Annotated in this window: 21 protein-coding genes; all 21 read right to left on the bottom strand. The window is 39.9% G+C overall.

Translation table 11 applies throughout. The features are described from left to right. Window positions 1–25: 25 nt before the first annotated feature. Entirely contained in the window at window positions 26–1,795 is a 1,770-nt protein-coding gene (locus tag H3Z82_RS08915; protein ID WP_182205096.1) for an aminopeptidase P family protein, read from the bottom strand. A 160-nt stretch (window positions 1,796–1,955) separates the two neighbouring features. Beyond that, window positions 1,956–3,413 carry an FAD-dependent oxidoreductase gene (locus H3Z82_RS08920; protein ID WP_182205097.1) on the bottom strand — a complete coding sequence of 486 codons (1,458 nt, stop codon included), beginning with the start codon at window positions 3,411–3,413 and terminating at the stop codon, window positions 1,956–1,958. Window positions 3,414–3,656: 243 nt separating this feature from the next. Next, the gene (locus tag H3Z82_RS08925) at window positions 3,657–4,805 is read right to left on the bottom strand and encodes an alpha-hydroxy acid oxidase (RefSeq protein ID WP_182205098.1); all 1,149 of its coding nucleotides are present in this window, start codon (window positions 4,803–4,805) and stop codon (window positions 3,657–3,659) included. Window positions 4,806–4,809: 4 nt separating this feature from the next. Continuing rightward, entirely contained in the window at window positions 4,810–5,151 is a 342-nt protein-coding gene (locus H3Z82_RS08930) for an L-rhamnose mutarotase (RefSeq protein WP_182205099.1), read from the bottom strand. Further along, the gene (gene fucP / locus H3Z82_RS08935) at window positions 5,138–6,466 is read right to left on the bottom strand and encodes an L-fucose:H+ symporter permease (protein WP_182205179.1); all 1,329 of its coding nucleotides are present in this window, start codon (window positions 6,464–6,466) and stop codon (window positions 5,138–5,140) included. The genes H3Z82_RS08930 and fucP overlap by 14 nt, the downstream gene beginning before the upstream one ends. Window positions 6,467–6,468: 2 nt before the next feature. Continuing rightward, entirely contained in the window at window positions 6,469–7,248 is a 780-nt protein-coding gene (locus tag H3Z82_RS08940) for an L-fucose dehydrogenase (protein WP_182205100.1), read from the bottom strand. A gap of 4 nt (window positions 7,249–7,252) precedes the next feature. Next, entirely contained in the window at window positions 7,253–8,083 is an 831-nt protein-coding gene (locus tag H3Z82_RS08945) for an amidohydrolase family protein (protein ID WP_182205101.1), read from the bottom strand. After that, on the bottom strand, window positions 8,084–8,935 hold the full coding sequence (locus H3Z82_RS08950; protein ID WP_182205102.1) for a fumarylacetoacetate hydrolase family protein: 852 nt from the start codon (window positions 8,933–8,935) through the stop codon (window positions 8,084–8,086). Between the two features lie 67 nt (window positions 8,936–9,002). Further along, on the bottom strand, window positions 9,003–9,779 hold the full coding sequence (locus H3Z82_RS08955) for an SDR family NAD(P)-dependent oxidoreductase (RefSeq protein ID WP_220459156.1): 777 nt from the start codon (window positions 9,777–9,779) through the stop codon (window positions 9,003–9,005). A 2-nt stretch (window positions 9,780–9,781) separates the two neighbouring features. Further along, a complete protein-coding gene (locus H3Z82_RS08960) occupies window positions 9,782–11,101 on the bottom strand; it encodes an L-fuconate dehydratase (RefSeq protein ID WP_182205103.1) in 1,320 nt (439 codons plus the stop codon). Between the two features lie 165 nt (window positions 11,102–11,266). After that, window positions 11,267–12,145 carry an AraC family transcriptional regulator gene (locus tag H3Z82_RS08965; protein ID WP_182205104.1) on the bottom strand — a complete coding sequence of 293 codons (879 nt, stop codon included), beginning with the start codon at window positions 12,143–12,145 and terminating at the stop codon, window positions 11,267–11,269. 209 nt (window positions 12,146–12,354) lie between these two features. Beyond that, complete coding sequence (gene ggt, locus H3Z82_RS08970) at window positions 12,355–14,082, bottom strand: gamma-glutamyltransferase (protein WP_182205105.1); 1,728 nt, start codon at window positions 14,080–14,082, stop codon at window positions 12,355–12,357. Between the two features lie 120 nt (window positions 14,083–14,202). Further along, entirely contained in the window at window positions 14,203–15,756 is a 1,554-nt protein-coding gene (locus H3Z82_RS08975; RefSeq protein WP_182205106.1) for a glutamate racemase, read from the bottom strand. Window positions 15,757–16,287: 531 nt separating this feature from the next. Beyond that, a complete protein-coding gene (locus H3Z82_RS08980) occupies window positions 16,288–17,745 on the bottom strand; it encodes a sodium:solute symporter family protein (protein ID WP_235982415.1) in 1,458 nt (485 codons plus the stop codon). A gap of 121 nt (window positions 17,746–17,866) precedes the next feature. Next, the gene (locus H3Z82_RS08985; RefSeq protein ID WP_182205107.1) at window positions 17,867–18,184 is read right to left on the bottom strand and encodes a hypothetical protein; all 318 of its coding nucleotides are present in this window, start codon (window positions 18,182–18,184) and stop codon (window positions 17,867–17,869) included. Window positions 18,185–18,274: 90 nt separating this feature from the next. Next, on the bottom strand, window positions 18,275–18,832 hold the full coding sequence (locus H3Z82_RS08990) for a LacI family DNA-binding transcriptional regulator (RefSeq protein WP_182205108.1): 558 nt from the start codon (window positions 18,830–18,832) through the stop codon (window positions 18,275–18,277). A 93-nt stretch (window positions 18,833–18,925) separates the two neighbouring features. After that, complete coding sequence (gene nagB, locus H3Z82_RS08995) at window positions 18,926–20,854, bottom strand: glucosamine-6-phosphate deaminase (RefSeq protein ID WP_182205110.1); 1,929 nt, start codon at window positions 20,852–20,854, stop codon at window positions 18,926–18,928. A 12-nt stretch (window positions 20,855–20,866) separates the two neighbouring features. Then, complete coding sequence (locus tag H3Z82_RS09000; RefSeq protein WP_235982416.1) at window positions 20,867–21,865, bottom strand: Gfo/Idh/MocA family protein; 999 nt, start codon at window positions 21,863–21,865, stop codon at window positions 20,867–20,869. Window positions 21,866–21,900: 35 nt separating this feature from the next. After that, window positions 21,901–23,217, bottom strand: a complete 1,317-nt coding sequence (locus tag H3Z82_RS09005; RefSeq protein ID WP_182205112.1) for a sugar MFS transporter — start codon at window positions 23,215–23,217, stop codon at window positions 21,901–21,903. A gap of 91 nt (window positions 23,218–23,308) precedes the next feature. Next, the gene (locus H3Z82_RS09010) at window positions 23,309–24,373 is read right to left on the bottom strand and encodes a phosphotransferase enzyme family protein (protein ID WP_182205115.1); all 1,065 of its coding nucleotides are present in this window, start codon (window positions 24,371–24,373) and stop codon (window positions 23,309–23,311) included. Between the two features lies 1 nt (window position 24,374). Beyond that, window positions 24,375–25,286, bottom strand: coding sequence for a nucleotidyltransferase family protein (locus H3Z82_RS09015; protein ID WP_182205117.1), 912 nt, complete (start codon window positions 25,284–25,286; stop codon window positions 24,375–24,377). Window positions 25,287–25,290 lie beyond the last annotated feature (4 nt).

Raw genomic sequence — 25,290 nt, forward strand, 5'->3', positions numbered from 1 at the left:
TACAATTTTTTTGAAATGTTTGAAATTATAATGGTGCTACCAAACTCTCAAACCATGTTTTGACTTCACCATCCAAATGTGGTCCGAGCTTTTCACTAACCATGTGATGATAGTTGTTGATCCAATCAATCTCTTCTTGGGAAAGCATGTCTTGAACGATGATATTTTTAAAGAAAGGACACAGCGTCAAGGTTTCAAATTCATAAAAGGTATTCCATTCGTTAGTCTTCCAGGTTTTAATCAGAATGAGGTTTTCATGACGAATCCCATATTTACCCTCCACATAATACCCAGGCTCGTTGGACAGGACCATGCCTGCTCGTAGTTCTACCGGATTCAAATCTTTACGGATGCTTTGCGGCCCTTCATGAACATTCAAGAAACTGCCCACACCATGACCGGTACCGTGATTAAAATCTTTCCCCTCTTTCCATAATGGCATTCGCGCCAAAGCATCAAGATGAGCGCCTCTTGTGCCTTTAGGAAACTTCGCCAAAGTTAATTGAATCAATCCCTGAAGTGCCTTAGTGGCATCTTTCTTAAACTCATCAGATACGGCTCCCAAGGCAAACGTACGGGTAATATCAGTAGTCCCTTCCAAATATTGACCTCCAGAATCGATCAAAATACTGCTATCATTAGTAACTTTAGCACTTCCTTCAGATTTGGCAGAATAATGCATTATGGCGCCATTGTCTTTATAGCCGACTATACTTCCAAAACTATTCCCAATGAAATTCTTTTGCTCAGCACGAAACGCATATAGTTTTTTACCGATACTATATTCGTCAAGATCTTCTTTACCTACGGAATGGATCAGCCAATGGAGAAATTTCACCATCGCCACACCATCGCGGATCATGACCGTTTCAAAACCTTTTTGTTCTGTTTCGTTTTTAATCGCCTTCATTAAATTTCCAGGAACTGGTTTCTCAATGATAGTGTTATCAGCTTTAACCGCCTCAAAAATTGATTGGTTACTATTAGTTGCTATCAGAATGGACTGGTTTTTCAACATTTTAAGATGATCGAAGAAATTATGGTAGGGTTTTAAAAACACCCCCGATTTCTTCATGAGATCTTTTACGTCATCATCTAATTTGAACAAATCGACAAAAAGGAAACATTCCTCCAACGTCAATAAAATATAACCTAAAAATACAGGATTACACTCGACATCACTCCCGCGAAGATTGAGCGTCCACGCCACATCATCCAAGCTGGAAATGATGTGTGCCGTTGCTCCTTCCTCCTTCATTTTCTCACGAATAGCAGTAATTTTATCAATTGCCGATTGGCCTGCGTATGCCATGGGATGCTCAAAAACAGAATTCTTACTTGGCGCAGGACGTTTCGTCCAAACATTATTCAACAATGGCAAGTCTTTAACCTGTCGCTTGTGTTTGGTCAATTTGGTTTCTAAATCTACCCAATTGGAATGGGAAGTGGCCAAGCCATTTACCGCTATGGTCGCACCTTCTGATGTTTCGGAGATGATCCAATCAATATAATTTGGCGTGCCTTCGATCCCATCTTTAAACAAATCAATACCCGATCCCTTCAATTCCCTGGGACCTTGGGTAAAATAACGGCCATCGGTCCAAAGGCCTGCTTTATCTGAAGTTACAACCACAAATCCAGCAGAACCGGTAAATCCGCTAAGCCAAGTTCGCTCCTGCCATTCGGCGGGAAGATACTCCCCCAAATGCGGATCGGCAGAATAAACAATAAAGGCATCAATATTGTTTTTCTTCATTTCGGTTCTCAACAAGGCTACTTTTTCTTTGGCGGTCATATCTATAAAATTTATATAGGCCAAAGTTAAAGAATCTATAGCAAAATCTTACCGTTGATCGTCATTATAACGCTATCATTACGTTAAAAAAGCGAAGTGTATGGCACTGTTACAGATGGCGAATTGAATTTTATAACCCAAAAGAGAATAAAGTGGGATTTTACAGTTCATTGTTCTTTAAACAACGTCCTCTCGGCGCATTGTCTTCATGAAGTACAATTTCTGAATGAAGGAATTGTGCAGCGGCTGCTGAATCTTTGACCTTGGCTGCACTGCGTTCCAACATTTCTGATTCAAAAGCGCTTAATACTTTCCGTCTTAATCCGGCATCACGCCAATGGGATAATGATCTACATTCTTTGTAAATTTCTCTCGTAAGCGCTAATGCATCCAACAAGGCTTGATTTGCCCCTTGTCCTTTAAACGGGCTCATTGGGTGAGCAGCATCCCCGATCAGGGTCACTTTTCCGAATTTATCCAATACTTCTGCATCGAGTAATTCGCGGTCATATACTGGGTAACCTGAAATCTGATCTAGTTCCGTTGCCATTAAAACCTGTGGAATGGGATCGTGCCATTGGGTTCTACGGCAGGCCTCGGCTTTAAGTGCCTGCGCACCTTGCGAATGTAAGTCCTTCGCTTCCTGTTCTGAGATTGGGAAGCTCAATTGCCACATAACTTTGTCAGAGGTGTACGGCATCATATAGATGCGCTCCTCCCCATTAGCAGTTTGAAATACCGTAGCTGAATCGAGCAAAGCACTTTTAACATCCTTGACATCCGTCAGTGGACAAATACCTAAGATCACCATACAATCTAGATAATGCAATGGTTTGATAGCCTCGCCAATCATTAACTTTCTTACAGAACTATGAATACCATCAGCTCCAACCACAAGATCTGCGTGCGTCGTCTTAATTTCACCATTCACTTGAAAGCTCAAAGCAATCTGACCGTCCCTACTTTCTTTAAGATCGACTAGCTGGTGACCCCAATTAACGGTGTCATCCCCACCGAGTTGATCAAGAAGTTCCAAACGTAACGATTGGCGGGCAATATGGACGTTGGTACGTTTCGCAGCGACTTTGACATTTGGTTCCGACCACTTTCTCATCCCCCATTCTCCGATCACGTTTCCGTCAGTTGTATGCACAACATGTAGTGTTGATATGACACCATCTTCCAAAGTGGAAATCCCCAATCCTTCTATCGCTTTTCGTGCCTGTTGCAGCGTAAGACCATAACCTTGAGATCGAGCGTCAAAACCGCTGTCGCGCTCGTAAAGAGTAAAAGGTATCCCACGGTGCAAGCAGCCCACAGCTAATGCGATACCACCTATCCCTCCACCAATAATAGCTATATGTGGGAAGTTGTCATAATCAACTTGCGGAGGGTTGTTAGAAGAAATCAACCCAGATCCAGAACAGTTGCTGCACAACTTTAATTGTGTCTTCGGACGTAGTGGCGCAGTCCCAATGCCATTGTTTTTCTTAAACTGATCACAGGCCAATTTATAGCGGGGTCGCACTTTCTTTTTGGGCTTTTGGTTTTTCTTGCCACATCCTTGACATTCTGGACATACCGACCAACTTAACGCTTTACTTTCAGAATTTCGCACTTAGGTTTATTTAAACTGAAGTTGACCACTTGCGATTTTCCCAAAATTAGCCAATACAATTAATGATCGGCAAAAGTAGTGATTCTGGCTTTTATAGTTGATATAGAATTTGGTGAAAGAAAATCAAATTAATATCCATGTTCCCTTCGCAGTAGAATAAAGAGACACTTATAGGCTAAACCCGTAGCTAAGGATAAAATGTTACAAACTTTATCAAAAGACGGTTCAAACATCAAGACCATTCTATTTCACCAAAAACTGAGGTAAATTTTCCACTTTTTCACAACAGATCTGTTCCATGACTTGTTGGAATTCGCGTTTCATCAAAGAAATAGTATGATTTCCTCCTTCTTTACCTAAGGCGCCAACACCATACATAAAGCTGCGTCCCATAAAGGTAAATTCAGCACCACTTGCCATGGCTCTTGCAATATCTGGCCCTCCGCGTAACCCTGAATCGACCATGATTTTTATCTGACCTTTGAATTTTTCGGCTAAATGGGTCATCGGCACAATAGACGATTGCCCAGCATCCAACTGGCGTCCGCCGTGATTGGAAACAATTAACCCATCAACACCAAGACCAATGGCCTTCTCAGCATCTTCCTCACTGACCACGCCTTTGATTACCAATTTACCTTTCCATTGTTCTCTTATCGAGGCGATCCGATCTGTATTTAATCGTCCAGAGAAAGTGATATCCATCAACTCCCCCAACTTCGCTAAATCCAACCCTTTCGGCATGTACGGCTCCATAGTTTTAAAAGCAGGCCGCCCATGAATTAAGGTTTGAATGGCCCAATCTGGTTTTGTAAATATTTCAAGAATATTCTTCATGCTCATTTTAGGTGGCATGGCCAATCCGTTCCGGATATCACGTGGGCGAAATCCAAAAGTAGGCACATCGGCTAAAATCACAAGAACATTGGTACCTGCATTGGCAGCTCTATCCAATATATCTCGTTTAATTTTCTCATCCGTTGGATGATATAGTTGAAACCACGATTTCCCTTCGGTCAACTCCGCAATCCGTTCAATGCTTGAAGTGGTTACCGTGCTAAGTATAAAAGGGATATTATGGTCAAAGGCGGCTTTTGCCAAAATCTCTGGCGAATTGGGCCACATCAGACCCTGAAGTCCAACGGGTGCTATCCCAAAAGGCGCATCGTAGGTATGCCCAAATAATTCAGTTCTGGTGTCCGACTTATCAAACTTGGACAAGTATTGCGGCATTAATTCGACTTTCTGCAGATCGGTACGATTTTTATCTAAGTTGATATCTTCATTACAGCCACCATCTAAATATTCAAAAGCGAACTTAGGCATTTTCACCATCGCTCTATTTCGCAAATCAGTAACAGACGGATATTTCGGGTTTATTTTTATTTCCATGTGATTAGGCTTTTAATTGATATATCTGATCCATCAACACCCACTTTTCACCGTCTTTTGCCGTCGGAAGTGCTTGTTGGTATTTCCACATGAGAGATTCCCATTCTTGAACTTTAGGATTGTTGGCATCCATTTTATCCTTCCTTTCAAAAGAAAACGTTTCGTTAACTTCCATGATCATGAACAGTCGGTTTTCAACAAGATAAATTTCTAAAGCCAAAATCCCGCTATCCTTAATGCTTTTTTCGATTTCCGGCCATACGTTCTCATGGTATTTCTTATAGGCAGAAATCAGTTCGGCATCATTTATCAAGTCGAGTGCAAAACAATGTCTATTGGTTTTCATGTTTTATAGTTTTATATCCGAAAAGTGCTACCACCGCTAAACAAATCAGCGGTAAGATAAAGGAGAAATTAACCTCAGGAATATACCCAAGGATTTTCACATCAGCAAAACCCGGTCCGCCAATATCCAAAATACTTCCTTGTAAAACTGGCAATAATGCACCACCCACAATGGCCATCACCAATCCGGCAGAACCAATTTTGGCTTCATCGCCCATATTATTTAAGGCAATTCCGTAAATGGTTGGGAACATAATACTCATAAAGAGCGATGTTGCTACCAAGCTATACAAACCAATATGACCGCCAATAAACACCGTAATCAAGGTGGTTACCACGCCCCCTATTCCAAAAATAAACAATAATTTGGAAGGGCCAATCCGCTTCATCGACAGGGTACCTACCCATCTTCCCGAAAGAAATAGTAGCATTGCGCCTACATTATACCAAGTGGCAGTTAAGTGTTCTTCTCTTGGCAAGGTCGCATTTAAATTGTCTACATATTGAAAAATGAAGGTCCAACACATAATCTGCGCACCTACATAAAACATTTGTGCGATCACCCCGGTAATGTATGTTTTATTTTTTACCAGGATTTTAAACGTATTTGAAAGTGCAATTTTTGAATGCGCTTCCACCTTCGGAAATTTCACCATCATGATGGCCACCATAATAATCAAGACCAAAACGCCCAAGGCAATGTAGGGCACACTGATGACGCTTAAATCGTTTTCCCGAATGGCCGCCATTTCTGAACTTGACAAGGCCTGATATGCTTCTTCGGTAAATTCTACGGAACGTAAAGCATCAATGATAAATACCTGCGCAATGATCATTCCCGTTAAAGACCCTATCGGATTAAATGCCTGTGCTAAATTGAGGCGTTGGGTAGCGGTTTCTTTAGGACCCAATGCCAGAATCAACGGATTGGAAGTGGTTTCTAAAAATGCCAAGCCGCAGGTCATGACCCATAAGGAAACCAAAAAGTAATTAAAGATTTCAAACTTCGCAGCTGGAAAAAACAAAAAAGCACCAATAGCATATAGCGATAACCCGACAAGAATTCCAGATTTATAACTGTATTTTCTGATAAACAATGCCGCTGGTAAAGCCATAAAGAAGTAGCCGAAATAAAAAGCAAACTGAACCAATGAGGCTTGCGTATTTGAAAGTTCGGGCATAACCTTTTTAAAGGCAGAAACCATCGGATTCGTCAAGTCATTCGCTATTCCCCACAGTGCAAACAGGGAGGTGATCAATATAAACGGTAGCAGGATGTTTCTCGAAACGAGTGGTTGTTTTATGGCGTTTTTCATCATTATAGCGAGCGGTCTAAATGGGTATACCCACCATCAACAAACAAAAGCTGTCCGGTGGTATGGCTTGAGACTTCAGATAACAAAAATGCCACGGTATTTGCAATTTCGATATCGGTGGTCATTCGGTTTTCTAAAGGAATATGTTTGGTAATACTTGCTAATTTTTCCTCGGGATTTGGGAAGGTATCCAACCATTTCTTATATAATGGCGTGTAACATTCGGCAACAATAACGGTATTTACGCGAATACTGTAAGGCAATAATTCCACTGCCCACTCTCTCGTCAATGCATTTCTGGCACCATTGGCAGCGGCATAACCTGAAGTTCCCCCTTGACCGGTAACCGAAGTTTTTGATCCAATATTTACGATAGCACCTTTAGTCTTTTTGAGTTCGGGCAAGGCATGGTGTGCCATGGCATAATAATGTGCAACGTTGCGTTGAATGGAGCGCATAAAATGGTCATAATTGCCATGTTCAAGTCCCACATTATCATTAACACCCGCATTATTGACCAAACCATCAAGACGACCGAATTCCTTGATCACACTATCCATTGCATTTTTACAGGCAACTTGATCGGTTAATTCTGCCAAAGCATAAAATGCCTGCCCGCCATTGTCTTTTATAGTATTCACCGCTTTTATAACATCTTGCTCATTTCGACCTAAAATTACAGGAATGGCACCCTCTTGGACCAACACTTTGCAAATGCCATTACCAATTCCTTTTGAGCCGCCAGTAACAACAATGACTTTATCTTTTAGTTTTAAATCCATAAGTTTAATCTTCTAAATGGTACCAGGTTTTGGCGTTCAAGCCCATAATTTGTTGTTGTTCGGTTTCTGAAAATTTCGAAATATAATCTTCAACAAGCGATAGCGTTTCTGTATAATTTCCCGCCAATAAACTGACCGGCCAATCGCTGCCAAAAAGTGTTCTTTTGGTTCCGAAGACATTAAAAATCACATCCAGATAGGGTTCCATGTTAGCATTATCCCAATCTTTCCAATCCGCTTCCGTAGTTAATCCTGAAACCTTGCAGGCCACATTTTCAAACCCAGATAGTGTTTCCATCTGGCTTTTCCACGGCTCTATTTTCCCGTCCTTGATATAAGGTTTTGCGCCATGGTCCAGAATGAATTTTTGCTTCGGAAATGCCTCTACCAGTTTAATGGCGTCCTCCAATTGATGTGGGAAAATTAAGATATCATAAGTCAGATTGTATTTTTCCAATGCTGAAATGCCGTTTTGAAAATCCTTGCGAAGCATAAAACCAACAGGTTCCGCCTGGACGATGTGTCGCAGACCTTTGAGCTTTCTGTGTTTTGAAAATTGCTGTAAACGATTTTCGATAGTGCCACTACACAAATCCAACCAGCCCACAACACCTTTGATAAAATCATGTTGATTGGCCAAATCCAATAAAAACTTAGTCTCGGCTTCTGATGTGTCGGCCTGAACTGCAACACAGCCATCCAATTGATGTTGCTGCAATACTGGCTTTAGGTTTTCGGGCAGGAAATCGCGTTGGATTACGGACATGTCATCCGTAATCCAAGCATCTCTTTGCGGATCAAATTTCCAGAAATGTTGATGTGTGTCTATTCGCATTTATTTGTAGGCTACTGCTGTTTGTTCCTGTACCCCTAAACCTTCAATTCCTAAGCGCATGACGTCTCCTGGCTTTAAATAACGTGGGGGTTGAAATCCTAATCCAACACCAAAAGGCGTTCCTGTTGAAATGACATCCCCAGGCAACAAGGTCATAAACTGACTGATATATGACACGCAATGCTGGATATTGAAAATAAAATCGGAGGTTGATGAGTCCTGCAAGCGTTCGCCATTGACCTCCAACCATAGATGTAGATTGTTGCCATCTTCTATTTCATCCTTTGTAGCCATAAATGGTCCTAAAGGGGCGAACGTATCACAGCCTTTTCCTTTGCACCACTGGCCTTCTTTTTCAATTTGGAAGGCGCGTTCAGACACATCGTTATGCAAGACATAACCTGCGATATAATCGTCTGCTTCTTCTACAGATATATATGACGCTTTTTTACCAATAACAATGGCCAATTCCACTTCCCAATCCGTTTTCTCACTGTTTTTTGGAATAATGACATTATCGTTTGGACCGACAATTGCCGTTGTCGATTTAAAGAACAAAACAGGTTCTGATGGCACTTTAGCTCCAGTTTCGGCAGCGTGCTGGGCATAATTTAACCCGACACAGACCAATTTTGAAGGTCTTCCTATTGGTGATCCCAATCGTACCGAATCATCAACGGTTGGACAATTTTCTTGGTTAGTTTTTAACCAGTCCTTTAAACGTTCCAAGCCATTGGTTTCGAAGAATTTTTCATCGAAATCTTCGCCAAAACTGCTGACGTCAATACGTTTATTTTCTAATTGAAGTCCTGGTTTTTCTTGGCCTTCCGACCCAAATCTTATGAGTTTCATTGTAAACTATTATTTATTTTCTATTATTATATTTTATTGGTTTTATCACTATCGGAAAGGATGGAAATCACCCATTCAACTTAATAAAACCACCATCAATTGGGAAATCTGTTCCCGTAATAAACGCGGCTTCATCACTACATAGATAGAGTGCCAAATTCGCAATTTCTTCAGGTTTCCCCATGCGTCCGATAGGCTGTGTTTTTGAGAGATTCTCAAACATTTCCGCTTGATTATCGGGATAATTTTTGGCTATAAATCCATCCACAAACGGCGTATGCACACGCGCTGGCGAGATGCAATTACACCGGATACCTTCTGCGACATAATCTTTTGCCACCGAATAGGTCATGGTCAAGACCGCACCTTTGGTCATGGAATAGGCAAATCGATCTGAAATCCCGACTGAAGAGGCGATGGAAGCCATATTAACGATTACACCTTTTTTCTGCTTTTTAAAATGTGGGATGGCCGCTTTCATGCCGTTATAAACCCCTTTGATGTTAACGTTATACAATCGGTCCAAATCCTCAGAATTGGTGTTTTCTATATTTCCAACATGGGCAATTCCAGCATTGTTCACCAAAATATCGATGGCATTGTTATTAGCTATCTTGCTAAAAATGGCTTCCACTTGTTCTTGATTGGCCACATCACATTGGTAAAAACTTGCCGAACCACTATCTTTTTCAATTTCTGAAACGGTTGCTTTTCCATTTTCAACATTGAAATCCAAAATACAAACGTTCGCACCATGTTTTGCAAATGTGGTGGCAATTGCTTTTCCTATCCCACTTCCACCACCTGTGATGATGGCTGTTTTTCCTTTTAAACTGAATACCATAATTATGCTTTTTGTAATTTTTTAGTCCAAACCTCTCCGTTCGGAAAACTATAGGTTTCCAACGACTCTGGTTTCATGGTGATGCTATATCCTGGAAGTTGTGGTGGCATGTAAGCGCCGTTTTTGATCACTACAGGATCAAAGAAATGCTCATGTAAATGATCGACATATTCAATGATCCGATCTTCCATGGTGGCACTGACACAAATATAATCAATCATTGATAAATGCTGTACATATTCGCAGAGGCCAACACCTCCTGCATGCGGACAAACAGGGACCTTATATTTTGCAGCCATCACTAAAATGGCTAAAATCTCATTGACCCCACCAACGCGGCAACTATCAATCTGACAAATCTGTAAGGCATCGGCCATAATCAATTGTTTAAATACCACTCGATTCTGACAATGTTCCCCAGTGGCAACCTTTATTGGTGCTACGGCCTTGGCAATTTTGGCGTGACCTAAAATATCGTCTGGACTGGTAGGCTCTTCAATCCAATACGGATTGAATTTTTTGAGCGATGCCATATTTTCTATGGCCTCATCCACATCCCATTTTTGGTTGGCATCCATCATCAGTTGTAAATCGTCTCCAATTTCCTCACGGATAATCTGTGCCCTGCGCATATCATCCTGCAAATCAGAACCGACTTTAATTTTCATATGCTTAAACCCATCCGCTTTCGCCTCTTGGCATAATCTACGCATTTTATCATCACTATAGCCCAACCACCCCGCAGATGTGGTATAGGCAGGATAGCCATCTTTTAGTAAAATGTCAATCCGTTCTTGTTTGGTGGCTTCATTACTCCTAAGAAGTTCTAAGGCTTCCTCGGGAGTTATGGCGTCTGTGATATAGGTGAAATCAATACATTTCACAAATTCTTCCGGAGACATATCGGCAATTAATTTCCAAAGTGGCTTGCCTTCAACCTTCGCATATAAATCCCAAACGGCATTGACAACGGCACCCGTAGCCAAATGGATGACTCCTTTTTCAGGACCCAACCAACGCAGCTGGCTATCGCCTGTGATCATCTTCCAGAAATCACCCATATTCTGCGTGAAGGATTCCAAGGTTTTACCTATGATCAAATGAGAAAGTGACTCAATGGCCGCCACGCATAATTCGTTGCCGCGACCAATGGTGAAGGTTAATCCGTGACCTTCAAATTCTGGGTGGTCGGTTTTTAAAATGACATAGGCTGCTGAATAATCAGGATCCGTATTCATAGCGTCAGAACCGTCCAATTCATCACTTGTGGGAAAACGGACATCTTTGGTTAAGACTTCGGTTATGGTAATTGGTTTTTTCATTTTTTAGTACGTATTGTTATAGGTCATTTGCAATTTTGGCCGATTAGAGTCTTTTCTACCCAATCCATGAGACCTCCTTGATAATCTTTCAAAGCTATACTATGAATCTTAATAAATCCACTAATAATTACACCCCTACTAATACTATTTTTGCATTAGAGCACATTATATCGACTCTTTTGTATATTTACTATGCTTCTTCAAATAAGCCGACGGTGACATACTCTTGATCATTTTAAACTGCCGGTTGAAATTTGAAAGATTGTTAAATCCTGATTCGTAGGCGATAGCAGCAACATTCAGTTCATTCTCAATAAGCAATTTACACGCGTAACCGATCCTAATTTCATTGACATACTTTGAAAATGTTTTTCGATGCACACGTTTAAACGAGCGGCTGAATGCCGATGGATTCATTTTTACAATATCAGCGACTGTATTAAGATCAATATCCTTGTTAAAGTTATTAAAAATAAACGCAATAACTTTGTTAGATAGGTCTGATTCCTCGAGTCTTAAAGAGGCCACATAGCCTGAACTGGCCAGGAGCTTAAAGTCATCGTGCAAAGCTAATTGATGGAGAATGCCAATGAACTGATGTGTTTTATTAAAATCGGTTTCGTCATTTAGTTTTACAATGGCCTGTAGGAAAGCTTCCGGCAGGTTCCTAAACTGAATGCCCTGTTCTGCTTTTTTAAAAAGGGCAACGATAGGTTTTATTTCAGGCAGTTGTAAAAATGTACTTCCTAAAAAATCTTCCCTGAAATGAATAGCAACAGCCTCCGCCCTTAAGTTTTTATCTTCCTGAAAATACTTAGGATCATTCAACCACATATGTGGCAAATTTTTTCCAATAAGCACGACATCTTTGGGCTGAAATTTCTTAATGCTATCGCCAATAAAACGCGTGCCCTTACTTTTAAGAACAACCACCAATTCCAATTCGGGATGGTAGTGCCAAATTTTAAGAAAATTGGCGTAACTGTTTTTTCTTACCGATATCGCAGATGCAGTATGACTACGATCTAATAAATGTAATTTCATGACTATGAAAATAGCACTTTGTAAGCAATTTTTAGCTTATTGTGCAATAAAAGTATCACATCAGTAAACGATTATAGTTTGGATCGGGTTCATTCTTCCACAGTCTCAAGTTTTCATCACCATCCTATAAAAAAAACACATCATATTTTGGTTTTGTAAAACCCTAATATGATGTGTTATATATTCAATTTTGATGTGTCTTGCTCAATTTAATCCACACCCATGGCCCAGTCGTCGCCTCTTGGATCGGCCGCACCTTCTAAAGATCCGTCAGGTCTGACCAAGATGGCTTCCACCCTACCGATGCTTCCCCGTTCTTTTATCACATGGCCCATAGCCTCCAACTCTGTACGTACGGAATCATCAATCGCTCCCCGTTCAATAGAGATCCAATTCGGCTTCCATTGGTGGTGTATTCTTTTTTCCGCAACAGCATCGGTCATGCTCATGCCATGATCAATCACATTGACAATGGTCTGGTAGACAGATGTGATAATGGTTGAACCGCCCGGCGTACCTACTACCATGAACAATTGGCCATCTTTGTCAATAAGCGTTGGTGTCATAGCACTCAACATACGCTTGTTTGGTTGAATTGAATTTGCAGCGCCTCCAAGTAATCCGTACATATTTGGCACACCTGGTTTCATGCTGAAATCGTCCATTTCATTATTTAATAAAAATCCAGCGCCTTCCACAAATACTTTAGATCCATAACCAGCATTGATAGTAGTGGTCAACGAAATGGCATTGCCAAACTTATCCACTATTGAATAATGGGTAGTTTCTTCCTTTTCCTGAATATTGTCCAATGACATAGCGCGAACCTCTTCACTATCCGTTGCTTTTGATTCGTCAATCTGAGCCACTCGTGATGCGATATAATCATCATCCAACAACGCGTTAACGGGAACATCCCAAAAATCAGAATCGCCCAAATGTTCCGCTCTATCAGCATAAACCCGTCTTTCCATTTCAGTCATCAGATGGATGGTTTTAGCTGATTTTGATCCGTATTCAGATAAAGGGTAGTGCTGTGACAGCTTTAAAAGTTGGACCAAGGCAATACCTCCACTGCTGGAAGGTGCCATGCTATAAACTGTATAACCTCGGTAACTACCAGTGATTGGCGTTCGCCATTCAGAATTATAATTTTTAAGATCTTCTAAGGTTATGATACCGTTGCCTGCCTGCATTTCGGCAACAATCAACTCAGCGGTTTTACCTTCGTAAAATCCTTTCCGTCCTTGTTGTTGGATACGCTTGAGGGTTTGGGCCAAATCGTTTTGTACCAAAAGATCTCCAGCTTTCCACGGCTCATTCTTAATTAAAGCCACCGTGTTGGGATTTCGGTTGTATTTTAGAAAATCGTCTTTATAAGAATTGTAATTACGTGCTTGTTGTGCTGAAATAGGAAATCCCTTTTCTGCAAGTTTAATGGCGGGTTCAATCAAGGTAGTCAACGGAAGTGAGCCAAATTTTTCGTGTGCCATCAGCATACCGTCCACCGATCCTGGCACCCCAGCAGCTTTCTGACCATAGACACTTTCGCCTTCAATCACATTGCCATCGGCATCCAAGTACATTTCCTCAAAGGCGTTACCAGGCGCTTTTTCGCGAAAGTCCAAAGAAACCACCTCACCATCATTTTTTCTATACATCATAAATCCGCCACCACCAAGATTTCCTGCAGAAGGATAAACAACTGCCAAAGCAAAGTGGACGCCAACCATGGCATCTACTGCGTTTCCACCCTGTTTCAGAATGTCCTTGCCTACTTTACTGGCCTCAGGATGTGCAGAAACCACCATGCCATTTGTTGAAAACGCCGTTTTTCCACCTTCAAAGCGCTCAGTAATAGGAAGTTTATTTCCGCCACAGGTAAGAAAGAGAACGGAAATAAAGGTCAGACTCAATAATTTAATACTACGTTTCATAAGATACTTGGTTTTATGTTTTTAGTTCAGCAGCTCCCAAAAATCAATTTCTGGGATGACTTCATTTATTGGTTTAGAATGATATTTGAAAATTTTATGATGTGATAAATTTATAACTTCCTATTGGATTCTGTGAGATGATTCAAAATATTCAGTTTTTGGATTTGACCGATTGAATGCTTCGATCAATTTATAAGTTTCAGGAATTGATTTTTTAAAACGATCTAAGGTTTCTTCTGAAATATTACTTTTACTGAAAGGGACCATTTTTACATATTCCTGAATTTCATTCTCTGTTCTTCCGTATTTGTAGTCGTATGGGAAACGACCGTTATCGTCGATCTTTACATTTGAATTTTCGGAATTTGGTACACTAATAAAGAATTCACTATCCATAATATCCCCGGAAGGGTTAAAAAGATCCTTCTCTTTCATATAGACATATAGTTCTTCAGCAACATTTACGGCAGGGTCCACGATAGCAATATCCTCGGCCATAAAGTCGCGATAAATATAAGAACCATCTTTTTTATAATTATAAAGTTCATCTAAAACCTCATTGATCTCCTCCGTCAAATAAGGATAGTGTGTACATCCCAGAACAATGGCTTTTAGCGGTTGGGAATTTTCTGATTTTCTGATTTTCTCCAATAAACTAACGACGTGATAGCGTACGTAGTTTTCAGAATCGTTAATTTGAAGAATTTGGCAATCGTCAGTATCTTGATTATCACAAAGCATTTTGCCGTGGTCGAAATCAAAATTATAAATATCCATTAAGGTTTTGTCAATGGTGAAATTTGGATCATCTAATGAAGGTCCCCGATAATCGTCTCGAGGTTCGTCAGAATTCTTAGTCACAAAATCCGGCTCCTCATCAACCGCCTCAGCAATACCGTGGCCTCCTTGGTTAAATATTTGAATATTGCCGGTATAACCCAATTCATCTTTTACTCTCAACAATGTGTTCTCATAACCTTTAGACTGAATAGTCCCTACCGTAGCCATAACACCAATGGAGCCGCTTTCATCCTTTCCAAAGGTAGAAAGTGTACCACGAGCCCCAGCGTCTATAACACCAATGACCTTTAACTCAATCCCGGTTTTATCTATGAATTTCCTTATAAATTCACTTCCATAGGCCGTAGCCGTATTGCAGGCGATTACAATGGATTTCACTGGTAGTTTATCCTGCTGAAATTGCGCATCGTTAGCCTCACGATAATATTTATTTGACAGTAAAAACTGCATATCCTTAAGAATATGTTCTACTAATAAATCTGTTTTATCTTCACTGGAATAATTGCCATACGGCATATTGGCTTGGTCTGCCAAATAAATGAATTTTTCAGAGACAAAATCAGGAACAGCATCGCCGCCTTTTTCTTGATTGTTATTATTGTGACCGTCAAAATTAACGAGCGCATCCAATACGGTCAGACCACCAGTTCCTGAATCGAAAACACCAATAGGCAAGGTTTTGTCCATCTCAGGATAATCCTCAAAATTGACATGGAAAAATGAACGCTCATCGTTCATAATAGCAGATTCGATAGCACGCTCATTTTGAATAACCGTCTCGTCTTTTACGAGGTTTTTCTTTTCAGAATTTTTACAAGAGCTTGCCAAAATTACCAATAAAGCCCACAGATACTGATTTTTTAGGTGTGTCATTTTATTATTCGTAATAGCATTCATAAATGGATGGAAGGATTAAAACTTGGTTATATACATGTTTTCTTAGAATCGATTCACTTTATTGGTTGCACTTTTGTTGAAATATATGCGACCTTAAATTTAGCAACTGTTACTATATATACCAATTATAGTTCAATAATATTCAGTTAATTGCTTTATCTAATAAAACTCCCTTATAAAATAAAATCAAGAACTCTAGAGTATTAAAATTTACCGAATTGAACAGAGGGCTTCTTAAGGACACAATCCGATTTGCAAGTTATAGGGCCAGCCATTAATTAAATTATATCTATTAAAACTATTAACCCCGCAGAAAATCAGATTCTCATCGCTTAATTGGCGCCTCAAAATTAAATTTACTAAACAGCCTTTATATACATTATTGGAGTTATAATGATCTTATTTATCGTTCGAAAAAACCGCTGCATTTTAAGTGTCATCTTTATGTTATTCCCTAAGACGATTTCAGTAAATCAGCGATGGTCTTAAAACACAAAATCAATGCTCTCAATACCTTCCAAACAAATTTGCTTTTTGAATAAACCGTATACTTTTTTCCGTTTTTGCTGGGGTTAGCAAACTAATCCCCACATAAAGGACAAAAGAAATTGAGATGCCAATAATAGCCTGCTTTGCCGATGCAATTTCCCATGCTACCGGAAAATCAGCACCCAAGGCCACGAATAGATTATAGCTAGAGAACAGCAGACCGAAAATCATAGATACAATTGCTGCTTGGGAAGTCCCTCTTGCCCATAAAAAACCCAAAACCAAAGGTACAAATGCCCCGCTGGTAGGAAAATCGGAGGCAATCCAAGAAATTGTAAGTACCGATTGTATCCTTAACGCCATAAACAACGCAATTGCCGCCATAACACAGGTTGAAACACGTGCGACAATAACTCCAGTCTGAGGTTTTGCATTGGGTTGTATGTACTTCTGAAAAACATCTACAGTTAATGACAAGGCACCTGTATTGATGAGCGAATCCATAGTGGACATGATGGCAGAACATAAGCCCACAAACAGTATTGCACTTACCAATGGACTACTCAGATTACTGATCAAATCTGGAATAATTCCAGTTTCTGGAACGGTTTCATACAAAACAGAACTAAACATGCCCGTGTAAGTGACCATCAGATATAATGGTATAAACGCCAAGAAACTTAGAAGCATCATCTTTTTAGCAGCTGATCCGTTTTTAGCCGCTGAGATACGTTGCCAAATGTTGGCCTGAATCATCCAAGAGGTTCCAAAAGTGATGACGTAAGCTAAATTATCAGCCACATTGGAAAAAAACGAGGTGTAACCAACCTTCGCATTGGCTATGGCATTTATTTTAACAGCTTCAAGACCGCCTGAGTCCGAATAGGTGAGATAAAACAAGAAAATTCCTGTAAATAGAAAAAATACAAATTGCAGCAAATCGGTCAGCACAACCCCTTTAAATCCACCAAACATAGAATAGACCAGCACAATTATAGTACCTAATATGGCGCTATTCTCATAACCTATATCAAAAAAGGCATGAAAAAAGCGACCTATGACTATGACCTGAACCGTGGAAGCAATTACCATAAAAATAACAATAAAAATGGTCAGCATGAACGCTGCCGTTTCATTATAGCGTTGACTCATGAGCTCAGGTTGTGATATGGTCCCAATGTTTCGAATGCCTTTTGAAAATAAATACATCAAGCCAGTAGCAATGAGCACTGGTACGCCATAGATCCAGAAAGAACTCAGTCCGTTATTATGTGCATGGTCTACCAAGTCAATAGCTGAGCCACCGCCCCACCATGAGGCAATAAAAGTTATGGCCAATAGCCAAGCTGGCAATTTTCGGGAAGCTAAAAAATAAGATTCGCTACTGTCATTTTTACTGTTCCATATCCCTATGGCAATAATAGCAATAACATATATTGACAACAAAAAAATAGTAAGCGTAGTTCTTTGCATCATTTTATCTGAGCTGTAAAACTTGTAAATTTAAGCATTTCCATAAACCCAATCAATGGGTATAAAAAAGCCTGTAAATAATAATATTACAGGCTCATTCATGTATTTTATAAGAATAAGAACCTCAGTATTTTATCTGACTGAGTCTATGATAATTTTCAATAAAAGAAAGGAATTCTGACAAGCTTTTTCGCATTTTTAAACCAAATTTACGACACTTGCTTTCCACAGTAATCTCTGAGGCATAAATATTTTCTTTTTTCGTTTTCTTTTCGATTTTGACATGTCCGTTAGGAAAATAAATGGTTAAATATGGCCCATTGTCCTGCTGAAAAAAATAATATTCCTTTTGAAGCCAATTTATAAATTGATCATATTGTTTAGAACATGGAAAATTCATCTCCAAGAACCAATAGTGCCGATTCACATCTTCTATTTCCAATTTTTGCTCCATTTTCAATACCTCTCTTTAACTAATTAAACACCTACCGTTTTCAAAATTTACAAGCCCTAAATCTTATGGTGACAATGTTTAAACGACATTGATTCGCATATCATCATTCAAATTAATTTTTGAAAACAATGACGTGATCATCTTTTTTCCAAAATGTTTGTAATCTTGAGCTTTCAACGACAAATCCTCTACTCTTTTAATGATCGTAGGAAATAATTGATCTTTAGAGTTTTGCTTTAAATCTTCTAAAGTGGTTGAAGTCCCGATAACGATAACGCCATCAATACCCCCATTTCTGAGGCTTTTCAGACATTCAAGCTCGCCATTTTCATAATTCAAATACTGTTGCACCACCAATCGGTACCCTTGCTTAAAAGCTTCCATTTGAATACTGTTCAACATGCTTCCGTAGATCATAGAGTCAATCTGCGGTACGATTACAGCAATGGTATTACTTTTTTGAGATCGTAACGCAATAGCCGAATTGTTGGGCACAAAGTCATAAGTCTCAGCCAATTCCTTAATAATCTGTCTTGTTTTGAGACTAATATCCTTTTTATCTCGGAGCGCCTTGGATACCGTGGATACAGAATAGCCGCTCATTTGGGATAAGGTTTTCATGGTTACTTCCATCATATTTCTTTTCTTAAATTTATTCCATGCCTACTTTTAGAAGACGCCTATCATAGCATGGTGTGACAGGCGTCATTTTCTCATAAATTCTGCCGACTAAAAATGCCATCTTACAAAGGCTTCCATTGCAGCGTAATGTGCTAAGCCCAATTGATCATATAAATCGGCCGTTTCTTTATTTCTATCTTCAGCGCGCTGCCAAAACTCTCTTGAATCTGAGCCTTGGAATACCACGCCATCCTTTTGTGACTGGTGTTTGAAAATACCGTGACGTTTTTCCAATACTTGATCTGGACTCATTGGTACGGCCATCTCAATTTCATCGATTCCCCATTCTTGCCATGCACCTCTGTAGAGCCATACCCAGCAATCTTTCATAAATGGCTTGTCTTTTAATCTTCTGACGGATTCAAATACAGCATCCAAACAGACTTTGTGGGTTCCATGCGGATCTGCCAAATCTCCAGCAGCATAAATTTGATGTGGTTTTATTTTCTCAATAAGATCCACGGTCATTTGAATGTCTTCTTCTCCCAGAGGATGTTTGTCAATGGTTCCTGTTTCATAAAACGGCATTTCCATAAAATGGATCTGGTTATCGGACAATCCAACAAAATGGCTGGTCGCTCTTGCTTCACCTTTTCTAATCAGTCCTTTGATATAACGTGCTTCTGGAATATCGATTTCACTTGGTTTCTTTTCAGTAAGCGATTTGACAACCTTTTTGTATATTTTTTCAGTGGCTTCACTTTTAATTCCGAACCTCTCGTTATAATCAATAACAAAGTTTGCAAAACGCAAAGCTTCTTCATCAGCCACGGCAATATTTCCTGAAGTTTGATAGGCTACATGTACTTCATGGCCTTGCTCGTGAAGTCGTTTAAAAGTCCCACCCATACTGATAATGTCATCATCAGGATGCGGACTGAAAATCAAAACACGTTTTTTACTTGGCTTGGCACGCTCGGGTCTATGCGAATCATCTGCATTTGGTTTTCCACCTGGCCATCCGGTTATGGTATGTTGTAGTTTGTTAAAAATTTTGATATTGATATCGTAAGCCTGTCCGAATTCCGCCAAGAGATCACTCATCCCGTTCTCAATATAATCGGCATCGGTAAGCATTAAGATAGGTTTTTTGAGATGCATTGCTACCCCCAGTACGGCCTTTCTGATAAGACGATCGGTCCAAGTGACTTTCTCCACCAACCACGGTGCATTGACACGGGTCAACTTTGATGCCGCTTCTTTGTCAAGTACGAAAGTGACATTATTATGCTCTTGCAAAAAGGAGGCCGGCACCTGATTGGTAACTTGCCCTTCAGCCGATGTTTTGATAATTGCTGCTTTACTTTCGCCCCAAGCCAAAAGAATAACGCGTTTGGCTTCCATTATTTTTTTGACGCCTAACGTAATTGCCGTTCTTGGTGTGTTGGACAACCCTGCAAAATCCTTACTGGCGGCAACCCTGGTAATATGATCTAAGGCTACTAATCGTGTTTTCGAGTTTTGTAGGGAACCTGATTCGTTAAATCCAATATGGCCGTTACCACCAATCCCCAAAATTTGGAGATCAATACCGCCAAGTGCTTCAATTTTCTTTTCGTAATCACTGCAATAACTGGCAATTTTATCTTTAGGCAGCGTTCCATCTGGGATATAGCAGTTTTCAGGAAGAATATCTACTTGATCAAATAGCATTTTCTTCATAAAACGCACATAACTATTTACCGCATCTGGTTCCATTGGATAATATTCATCCAAATTGAAGGTCACTACATTTCTAAAACTCAAACCTTCCTCTTTATGCAATCGCACCAATTCAGCGTACAAGCCTTTTGGTGAAGAACCTGTTGCCAACCCTAAGATACAGGGCTGTTTTTGCGATTGTTTCACCTTAATAAGATTTGCTATTTCTTCTGCAACGGCTTTAGAGGCTACTTGAGAATCCTCAAACATAACCGTATTGATATTTTCGAACCTTTTTTCGAAATCTGTTGCTTTATCGATTGTGCTTTTTAACATATCCTAACTTATTTAATTATTAATGACTTCAATTTTATTTTCTAATATCCGATCCATAATCCATGCGGTATGCATTGCTGTTTCGCCTAATGATGGATGTGTTTTTACTCCTGATAAATGAGCTTTGATATTTTGAACATGATACCATTGCACATGTTCTGGGTTTTCTATAGTCTGACTTATCGTGTTTTCATCACGTTCCAATACAAGGGGACACTCTCCAAAAACTGAAAAAGTGATATTTCCTTCATTGCCGTATATTTTAACGACATCTTCTCGTTGATCCGCTCCAAAGTCCCAGCTGCCATATCCGGTCACTCCCGAATCATGTTGCCATTGTCCTTTAACAATATCCTTGGCCGTATAAAGTCCCAGCCTATTTTCAGCTGTGCCTTTTGCAGATGTAACCGTTCCTAGCAAATACACAAACAAATCCAAACCATGCGATGCCAGGTCGTCAAAGTATCCCCCTGGAGCAATTTCTGCATCGGTGCGCCAGTTATATGATCTTGACGTATCCATATCATTGGTCGGCTTGGCAAAATGCCAATGGATGTGCCTAATAGTTCCTATTTCATTTTGATCGATCCATTCTTTTACCTGCAAAAAACGCGGCAATGACCGTCTGTAGTAAGCCACAAATAATGGCACATTTTTCTCTTCAAAAGCGGCATTAATCCTTACGCAGGCCTCGTAACTCGGTGCCATAGGTTTTTCAATGCAACATATCTTTCCCGCTTCAGCCACTTTTAAAGCATAGTACTCGTGCGAATCTGGTGGCGTAGCAATATAGATTGCATCAATTTCTGGGTGATTGATAAGCGCGTCGGCATCATTATAAAAAAGAGGCACTTGATGCCTTTTGGCATAATCTTCTGCTTTAGCGATATCACGTCGCATAACTGCAAAAAGTTCGAAACCCTCTGTTTTTTGATAAGCGGGTCCACTTTTGAGTTCGGTTACGCTTCCGCAACCAATCATTCCCCATTTATATGTTCTATTCGCCTTCATTTCAAAACCTTCACCTGCCTATGTTCTATCGGTATCTATTTTTTCCAACTTTTAATTTTGTGTCCCCAGACCGCAAAAAACAGAACGATAAGGTAGCAAGGAATCAAGATCCAATAGCTACTTGTTGACGCTACAGATAACTCAGCGGCATCTTGAACACCGTTGGTCATCATTTCATGCTTGCCGGCATCTACCAAACGGCCGTATAGTGGCGGAATGATAGCACCACCCGAAATGGCCATGATCAATAATGCAGAGGCTGTCTTGGTATGTCTTCCCAAGCCATCCAACGTCAACGGCCATATTGCCGGCCATACCAAGGCGTTTGCAATACCTAAAGCTGCCACAAATAAAACCGACGTAAATCCGGTAGTTGACAAAATGCAGATACTGAAAACAATACCTAAGATGGCACTGATAATCAATGCTGTTTTTTGTTTAATATATTTCGGAATCAAAACGACGCCCACAGCATAAGTTGCTACCATGGCCATTAAGGTGTAGGTAGTAAACCATTTTGCATCATCCGCCGAGATTCCGAGAGAAATCCCGTATGCAATAATGGTATCGCCAGCAATTACTTCTGCTCCAACATATACAAACAAGGCCAATACGCCCAACCATAAATGCGGATATTCAAAGATGGATTTACTGCTTTTTCTCACTTCTCCTTCCACCACAACCTCTTCTTCAGCTGCTTCAACATGTGGTAAATTTGCTTTTCTAATAAAGAAAGCAAAAATGAACAGAATAACCGCCATCACAATATATGGTGTGTGCACACTATCGGCCATTGTATCCAACAGAACATTCTTCTCATCGTCAGAAACGGTACCCAGTTTCTCATTGACCTCATCAATGCCTGATAATAATAAAGCACCAAATATCACCGATCCGAGTGCTCCAGCCACCTTGTTGGCAATTCCCATCATGGCCATACGTTTAGCGCCACTTTCTATTGGCCCCAAAATGGTAATGTACGGATTGGCAGCGGTTTGACAAATGGTCATCCCGATACCTTGAATAAAAATAGCCAATAAAAACACCCAATAGGTACGTGCATCTGCTGCAGGAATGAATACCAATGCTCCAACGGCCATAACCGCCAGACCTAATGATATACCGTTGCGATATCCAATTTTATTAATGACATAAGATGCCGGCAAAGCCATAACCACAAAGGAAATGTATGATGCTGTAGCCACAAAATAAGATTGGGCTTCAGTGAGTTCATTAAGCGTTCTCATGAATGGAATGAGCGCTCCATTAATCCAAGTAACAAATCCGAAAATGGCGAAGAGTCCTCCAATGATAAGGATTGGGACGAGATTGTTTTTTTGTGTTGTATTCATATAGACAGGTTATCGGTTAGCGACGTATTGGTTATGGTTTTATAGTTATTCTAATATGATTGGACGGTTTAATATTTTAATCATCATGATTTTATACACCCAATTTTTCAGAGAGACTCTGCAATAGTTTAAATTGATTCTTCGCACGATCTAAATTATGATCGTCATATTTTGTTTTAAAATAGATATCGCCATTCAGATAGTCGGTTAAAAACCGTAATCCAATAATAAATATCATGGTTTTAGCTCCCAACGGCAAGTGTTTTAATTCAATTGGTGTCAGGGATTTTCCCATTTTTTTTAAAAATCCTTTAGTATAGGCATTGTAATAATCGACGTTAAACTCAACTAAATCCAAATTGGACTCATCTTCTGCCGCAGTATTACAGATAGTACGGATGGCATCACCAAAATCATAATGTACAATCCCTGGCATTACGGTATCCAAATCAATCAAACAAAGCCCTTTATCGCGCTTATTGAACAAGACGTTGGATATTTTGGTATCGTTATGGGTAACGCGCAATTTGATATCCCCAGATTCTTTCAAATGTTGGAGAATATGCATTTCCTCTTTGGCATTTCTCACCAATTCAATCTGCTCTTTCGCTTTTTCAAGTCGCTCCTGAGATGCCTTTCGATTCGCCTCTTCAAATTCCCAATATCTAAAAGACATGTCATGGAATTTTGGAATGACCTCAGTTAATTTAGAGGCATCAAAGTCGTTGGTCAAGGTCAAAAACTGACCCAGTAAGCGGCCACCCTCATAAGCAATAGTTTCATTGGAAACACTTAAGTGGGTGACACTTTTATCAATAAAATGCATGAGGTTCCAGTAGTTTCCCTGATCGCCTCTATAATAGGAATCCCCAGATTTTGTCATATAAAACCTGAGGATACGTCTGTTTTGTTTTTTCGGAGACAAATGGCTGAGCTTCTCTTTGATATGGTTACTGATCAGCATTTTATTCTCAATAAGTCCCGGCACATCTTTAAATACACCATGATTGATCCGCTGTAAAACAAAATACGGCTTCTCTTTGGTCTTGATCAAATAAGTGTCATTGATATGCCCGGAAGCCAATTCCTTATAAGAATCAAATTCGGCATCGTGTTCAAACTGTTCAAATATAAATTTCAGTTGTTCTGATTTCATCTTACCAAAGTTTTTTGGGATATACACCGTCCGCTTTTAGCTTCGCGATAGCTGCTTCAACAATCTCCTTGTCTTCAAGATACGTGACCCCAAACCATTGTGCATCGGATTTTAGAACTTTTACACTTGCTTTTTTGGATCTCAAAATTTCATTGATCACATAAGGAATAAAGAATTCTGCCTTTGGATTGTTCTTATTGACCTTTAAGAACGCGTCAAACAATTCTCCGCCAAATTCGAAGCATCTTGGCGTAAAGCCCCAAAAGTTCATAGACACGGTCGTATCTCCGTCAATTGGAATAAATTTACCATTGGCATCCTTACGCATGAGTTGACCATCAATTTTTTCAATATGCGTACGTTCGGTAACATCTTTTAAATAACCGTCTTCATCTACTTCACATTCACCGCGGGCCACATAGCCGTGGTCTGATACGGTGTTCTTAAGCAGGTATGCCATCATACTAAAATCATACGACTCCTTATCCGTTTCCGATAAATACTTGGCCATGGTCATAAAGGCCTCCCTACCATAAAAATCATCTGCGTTAATAATGGCAAAGTTTTCCTTAACGGCATCTTTCGCCATTAATAGGGCGTGACCTGTACCCCATGGTTTGGTTCTTTTGGGATCTATATATTTTTTAGGAACGCTATCAAATTCCTGAAACACATAATCCACCTCAGCTTTCCCCTTCAGCTTTTCACTAAAAATCTCTTTAAATTCTTCCTCGAAACTTTTACGGATAATAAAAACAAATTTTCCAAATCCTGCCTGAAGCGCATCATATAAAGAAAAGTCAATTATGGTATCACCTTCGGGAGTGAAAGCGTCCATTTGCTTTAAGCCACCATACCTACTCCCCATTCCAGCTGCTAAAATGACTAATGTGGGTTTATTTGTCTCTACCATGATT

It is taken from the genome of Gelidibacter maritimus, assembly GCF_014062315.1.
Classification (GTDB): Bacteria; Bacteroidota; Bacteroidia; order Flavobacteriales; family Flavobacteriaceae; genus Gelidibacter; species Gelidibacter maritimus.